Origin of the sequence: Hydrogenophaga sp., assembly GCF_026125825.1 — a bacterium.
Taxonomy (GTDB): Bacteria; Pseudomonadota; Gammaproteobacteria; order Burkholderiales; family Burkholderiaceae_C; genus Hydrogenophaga.
This window is the reverse complement of the sequence record NZ_JAHCKK010000153.1, coordinates 1-5,978: the sequence shown is the minus strand read 5'-3', so window position 1 is coordinate 5,978 and position 5,978 is coordinate 1. Positions and strand designations below refer to the sequence as shown.

The window sequence follows — 5,978 nt, the reverse complement described above, 5'->3', positions numbered from 1 at the left end:
CGCGCGCATGGCGCTGGCGCAGGCCCGGCTGCAGCTGCCTCGCCTGGAGGCGGCGGCGCAGGCGCTGGCCCGCACCCTGGGCTGAACCTTCAATACAGCGTGTCGCGCTGGCGCGCCGGCAAGGCGCGGTCGTAAGCGGCGCCATCGATGGCGTTGGCCGTCAGGGCCGCGAGCATCGCGCCGGCCGTGGGCACGGTCGCGGCGACTTCGCGTGGCGCCCAAAGGCCGGCGCGCTTCATGGCGCGGGCGCACTGGAAGAACACGGTGTCCACCGTGATGACCAGCACGCACCGGGGTGGCTTGCCGTCCATGGCCAGGCGCTGCATCAGGTCTGGTGCCACCGAAATGCGCGCACGGCCATTCACGCGCAGCGTCTCGCCCACGCCGGGGACCAAGAACAGCAGAGCCACGCGCGGGTCCATCAGAATGTTCTTCAGGCTGTCGATGCGGTTGTTGCCCGCGCGCTCCGGCAGCAGCAGCGTGTGTTCGTCCTGGATGCTCACCAGCCCAGGCGGATCGCCGCGCGGCGAGGCGTCCAGCCCGTCGGGGCCGACGGTGGCGAGCACCGCGAACGGCGAGGCCTCGATCCAGCGCTGGTAGACCGGATGCAGGCGCGACACCTCCTTGCGCACCGACGCGTCGCCCACCGGGCCGAAGAGCGCCTGGAGCGAGGCGAGGTCCTGAATGGTGTGGGGATCGTCGGCGGGCGAAGTCATGGCGCAGACCGCCTCAACCCATGCCGGGCAGCTTGGGCATGCCCTTGAGGCCCCCCATGCGTTTCATCATCTTCATCATGCCGCCGCCCTTCATCTTCTTCATCATGTCCTGCATCTGCTCGAACTCCTTGAGCAGGCGGTTGACTTCCTGCACCTGCACGCCAGCGCCGGCTGCGATGCGGCGCTTGCGCGTGGCCTTGATGATCTCGGGCTTGCGGCGCTCCTTGAGCGTCATGCTGCAGATGATGCCTTCCTTGCGCTTGATGTCCTTCTCGGCGCGGCCCATGTCGACCTCGCTGGCCTTGGCGGCCATGGCAGCGGGCAGCTTGTCCATCAGGCTGGAGAGCCCCCCCATCTGCTTCATCTGTCGCAATTGATCGAGGAAGTCGTTGAGGTCAAAGCCCTCACCGCTCTTGACCTTGGCCGCCAGCTTCTGAGCGGCGGCCATGTCCACCCCGGCCGTGACCTGCTCGACCAGCGCCAGGATGTCGCCCATGCCGAGCACGCGCTGCGCGTGGCGGTCGGCGTCGAAGACCTCCAGGCCGTCGATCTTCTCGGACACGCCCGCGAACTTGATCGGCGCGCCGGTGACCTGGCGCACCGAGAGCGCCGCGCCGCCGCGCGAATCGCCGTCGAGCTTGGTGAGCACGATGCCGGTGAGCGGCAGCGCGTCCTTGAAGGCCTTGGCGGTGTTGATCGCGTCCTGGCCCTGCATCGCATCCACGACGAACAGGGTCTCCACCGGCTTGAGCACGGCGTGCAGCTCCTGGATCTCGCGCATCAGCGCCTCGTCGATGGCGAGGCGGCCGGCGGTGTCGACCAGCAGCACGTCGAAGAAATGCCTGCGTGCGTAGTCGACCGCGGCGCGGGCAATGTCCACCGGCTTCTGATCGGGCGTGCTGGGGAACCACTCGGCCCCGGCCTGCGCGGTCACGGTCTTGAGCTGTTCGATGGCGGCCGGGCGGTAGACGTCGCCCGAGACCGTGAGCACCTTCTTCTTGCGCTTCTCGATGAGGTGCTTGGCCAGCTTGGCGGTGGTGGTGGTCTTGCCCGCGCCCTGCAGGCCGGCCATGAGGATCACCGCGGGCGGCTGCGCCGCGAGGTTGATGTCGGCCACGCCGTCACCCATGGTCGCGGCGAGCTCGCGGTGGACGATGCCCACCAGCGCCTGCCCGGGCGTGAGCGAGCCCACCACCTCCTGGCCCAGCGCCTTCTCCTTGACGCGCGCGATGAAGTCGCGCACGACCGGCAGGGCGACGTCGGCCTCCAGCAAGGCCATGCGCACCTCGCGCAGCATGTCGGTGACATTGCCCTCGGTGATGCGGGCCTGCCCGCGCATTTCCTTGACGATGCGTGAAAGTCGGTCTGAAAGGGCTGAAGCCATGCTGCCTCGGGTAGAAAGGGAATGGGAGGAAACGCACGTGGCGCGGCCGGTCGGGCGGGCGCCTGGGACGGCGGGCCGGCGCGTCCCGGTGGGACAAGGCCGTTAAACTGTGAGGATGATTTTAGCTGCGCCCCACCTTTTCACGCTTGGCGCGCTGCCCCGGAGATGAGCCTGCTGCCTGCACTCGCATCCAACCTGCCCGCAGCGGTGTTCTCCGGCGGCGCAGCGCTGGCCTACGCGATGCTCGCCCTGGCCCACCCGCGCCTGTCAGCGGCGCAAAGCCGCGGCCTGCTCGGGCTGGCCTGGCTGCTGCACCTGGTGGTGCTCACGCTCGGCCTGTTCGAGCAACCCGCACGCTTCGGTTTCGCCCCTGCCCTGTCCGTCACCGGCTGGCTGGTGCTCACTGTCTACCTGATCGAAAGCCGCCTGTACCCGCAGATGCGCGCGCGCTGGACGCTCGCGATCCTGGGCATGGTGGTCGTGCTGCTCGCGCTGGTGTTCCCGGGCTCGCGCTACCCGGCGCTGCATTCCGCGCTGCTGCCGCTCCATTGGGCGCTGGGCATCGCGTCCTATGGCCTGATTGCGGCCGCCGTGGTGCACGCCTGGTTGATGCAACGCGCCGAAAAGGCCATGCGCCTGGGCAACGCCAGCGAAGCGTCCATGCCCCTGCTCACGCTGGAGCGCCTCACCTTCCGCTTCGTCGCCGCCGGGTTTGCCTTGCTGAGCGCCACGCTGCTGGCCGGCTGGTATTTCTCCGAAACCCTGAACCACCGCTGGGTCTGGGACCACAAGACCACCTTCTCGCTGCTGTCCTGGATCACCATGGGTGTGCTGCTCTGGGGCCGCTGGCGCCTGGGCTGGCGCGGCCGAGTCGCCGTGCGCACGCTCTACGTGGCCGCCGGTTTCCTGCTGCTGGGCTACGTGGGCTCGCGCTTCGTGCTCGAAGTGATGCTGCACCGCGGCTGAGGCATTGACCATGAAATACCTGCTCGTCCTGGCCGTGGTGATGGTGGCGTTCCACATCTGGCGCAACAACCGCCTGAACGACCGCGCCGAGGCCGCCCGCCGCGCGCCCCCACCCCAGCCGCGCGCCAACGTCCCCACCATCATGGTGGCTTGCCAGCAATGCGGCACGCACCTGCCCGAGAACGAGGCAGTGCGCGGCCAGCAGGGAGCGTACTGCAGCACCGAGCATCGCCGACTGCGAGAAGGCGGTTCGGCATGACCCCCCTGCGGATGGAGGCCTGACATGGCCCGGGACGTCAGCTCGCAGTTCGCCCCGTCCTGGTACTCCGCTTTCGAGGGCAGCCATGTGCAGAGCCGCGAGCAGCGCATGCGCGCGTTCGTCCGGCTCTGGCGCGCCTTCATGCGGGCCCGGGTGTTCATCGCCACGGTGCTGCTCGCTCTGCAGGTGTTCGTGCTGGTCTCGCAGACCGGCGGCCCCAACTGGCTGGTGGTGGTCTGCTCGGCCCACCTTTGCGCCGCACTGGTCACGCTCTACCTCTGGCGGCCGGCGGAGCAGGCTGCCCCGATGCACGTCCAGTGGCTGATGACCATCGGTGTGGACGTGCTCGTGTTTGCCCTGCTGCAATCGTTCCAGGTCGGCAGCATCAACTACACCGCGCTGTTTGCCCTGCCGGTGCTGTTGGCCTCCATCCTGGGCTCGCTCACGCTGGCCCTGGCCACGGCCGCGGGGGTCACGCTCTACCTGCTGGGCGAAGCGGCACTGCACGCGCCTTTGTTCAGCGATGTGTCCACCGCCCGCTTCCTGCAGGCGGCCTTGACCGGCACCGGCTTCTTCCTGGTGGGCGTGCTGGCCAACCAGCTGGCGATCCGGCTGGCCCGCGAAGAGGCCCTGACCGCCAGCAGCCAGGCCGCCGCCCGCGCGCAGGCCCAGGTGAACGAACTGGTGATCGAGAGCCTGACGGTGGGCGTGCTGGTGGTGGACCCGCACGGCGTCGTGCGCAGCGCCAACCCGGCAGCTCAGTCCATGCTGCTCGGCCAGGTCTCGCCCCAGGCGGCCAAGCTGCTGCTGTCGGCCCGCTCCAGCTGGCAGCACCTGGCCCACCTGGTTCACGAGACCTTCGCGCGCGGCGAGCCGCTGGAAACCGAAACCACCATCGACAACGAGGACCGGCCAAGCCAGCGCCTGCATGCGCGCACCCGGCTGACCGCGCAGAGCGGGCGCAGCGCGGGCCTGTGCGTGCTGTTCCTCGAAGACTTGCGCGAGGTCGAGGCGCGCGTGCGCACCGAGAAGCTGGCCTCGATGGGCCGCATGTCGGCCGCCGTGGCGCATGAGATCCGCAACCCGCTATCGGCGATCACGCAGGCCAATGCGCTGCTGGACGAAGAGGTGCAGGCGCCGGCCCAGAAGCGGCTGACCCGCATGATCGAGCAGAACGCCCAGCGGCTCTCGCGCATCGTCGACGACATCCTCAACGTCGCGCGCGCGCAGCCCAGCCAGGACAGCACCTCGGCGCCCTCCCTGCCGCTGGACCAGACCGTCCGGCAGATCGCGCACGAGTGGATGCGCCAGAGCAAGGCCGAACGCATCCTGGGCGTGCACGCCCATGCGCCGGCGGCGCACGTGGCCTTCGATCCGGAGCACCTGCGACGCCTGCTCATCAACCTCCTGGACAACGCCCTGCGCCACGCCAGCGGCAAGCCATCCTCGATCCGCCTCATCACCCAGCCCAGCGGCAGCGAGCACATCCGCCTGTCGGTGTGGAGCGACGGCCAGGCCCTTGAAGCCAGCGTGATGCGCCACCTGTTCGAGCCCTTCTTCTCCTCCGAGAGCCGCTCCAGCGGCTTGGGCCTGTACATCTGCCGCGAACTCTGTGAGCGCTACGGCGCCCAGATCGCCTACCGCCGCACGCGCCTGGACCAGCGCGAGGGCAACGAGTTCTACGCGCTGATCCCCGCCGCCGGCCCGGCGTCCGCGCACGAGCCGACGCAGCAAAGCCTGTCGTACCCCATGGGCGATTCGGTGGCCACGCGCGCCGAACACCACGGCCACCCTCTCTCGGGTGATGCCCCGCTGGCGACCCGCTGAGCACCACACCGATGGCCACCGCCCCCTCATCCGCCTCCGTGCTCGTGGTCGACGACGAGCCCGACCTTCGCACCCTGTACGAACTCACCTTGCTGCGCGAAGGCCATGCGGTGGTGGCCGCGCCCGACATCACCCAGGCGCGCGAATGGCTCGCCCAGCAGCGCTTTGACGTGCTGATCTCCGACATGCGGCTGCCCGATGGCCTGGGGTTGGACCTGTTGCGCGAGCTTGCGGATGCCCAGCGGCCCGAGAAATGCATCGTCATCACCGCGTATGGATCGGCCGAAAACGCGGTCGAGTCGCTCAAGGCCGGGGCCTTCGACTACCTCACCAAACCGGTGGACCTCAAACAGCTGCGAAGCGCGGTGACGGCGGCGTTGCAGAGCCAGCGCGGCTCCCCGGCCTCCCTGGCCAACGGCGCCACGGCCTCCGCGTCCGGCGGCAGCGCTGCAGGCGAGGCCAACAGGAAGGCATCCACTGCCAGCGGCGCACAGGCACTGCGCCGCATCGTGGGCGCATCGCCCAGCATCGCGCAGATCAAGACGCGCATCGAGAAGGTGGCCTCCAGCATGGCGCCGGTGCTCATTCTGGGCGAGTCCGGCACCGGCAAGGAACTGGTGGCGCGCGCGGTGCACGATTGCAGCCACCGCAGCGGCGGGCCATTCGTCGCCGTCAACTGCGGCGCGATCCCGGAAAACCTGATCGAGGCCGAGTTCTTTGGCGCACGCAAGGGCGCCTACACCGGTGCCACGGCCGACCGCGAGGGCTACTTCCAGGCCGCCCGGGGCGGCACCTTGTTCCTCGATGAAATCGGCGACCTTCCGCT

At 69.3% G+C, this 5,978-nt stretch carries 6 protein-coding genes; 4 read left to right on the top strand and 2 right to left on the bottom strand.

Translation table 11 applies throughout. The annotated features are described in order from the left end of the window. Positions 1-89 precede the first annotated feature (89 nt). Positions 90-716 carry a pyridoxamine 5'-phosphate oxidase family protein gene (locus KIT86_RS23855; protein ID WP_297403034.1) on the bottom strand — a complete coding sequence of 209 codons (627 nt, stop codon included), beginning with the start codon at positions 714-716 and terminating at the stop codon, positions 90-92. A 13-nt stretch (positions 717-729) separates the two neighbouring features. Continuing rightward, positions 730-2,100: a signal recognition particle protein gene (ffh, locus tag KIT86_RS23850; RefSeq protein ID WP_297403032.1), complete on the bottom strand. Its 1,371-nt coding sequence runs from the start codon at positions 2,098-2,100 to the stop codon at positions 730-732. A gap of 165 nt (positions 2,101-2,265) precedes the next feature. Here ffh and KIT86_RS23845 point away from each other — a divergent pair, with 165 nt between their 5' ends. From KIT86_RS23845 to KIT86_RS23830, 4 genes are all read left to right on the top strand, one after another. Next, positions 2,266-3,066, top strand: coding sequence for an inner membrane protein YpjD (locus tag KIT86_RS23845; protein WP_297403030.1), 801 nt, complete (start codon positions 2,266-2,268; stop codon positions 3,064-3,066). A 10-nt stretch (positions 3,067-3,076) separates the two neighbouring features. After that, positions 3,077-3,325, top strand: coding sequence for a PP0621 family protein (locus KIT86_RS23840; protein ID WP_297403028.1), 249 nt, complete (start codon positions 3,077-3,079; stop codon positions 3,323-3,325). 24 nt (positions 3,326-3,349) lie between these two features. After that, positions 3,350-5,152 carry a PAS domain-containing sensor histidine kinase gene (locus KIT86_RS23835; protein WP_297403027.1) on the top strand — a complete coding sequence of 601 codons (1,803 nt, stop codon included), beginning with the start codon at positions 3,350-3,352 and terminating at the stop codon, positions 5,150-5,152. An 11-nt stretch (positions 5,153-5,163) separates the two neighbouring features. Beyond that, positions 5,164-5,978 (top strand): sigma 54-interacting transcriptional regulator (locus KIT86_RS23830; protein WP_297403025.1); only part of this gene is annotated, 815 nt, incomplete at its 3' end.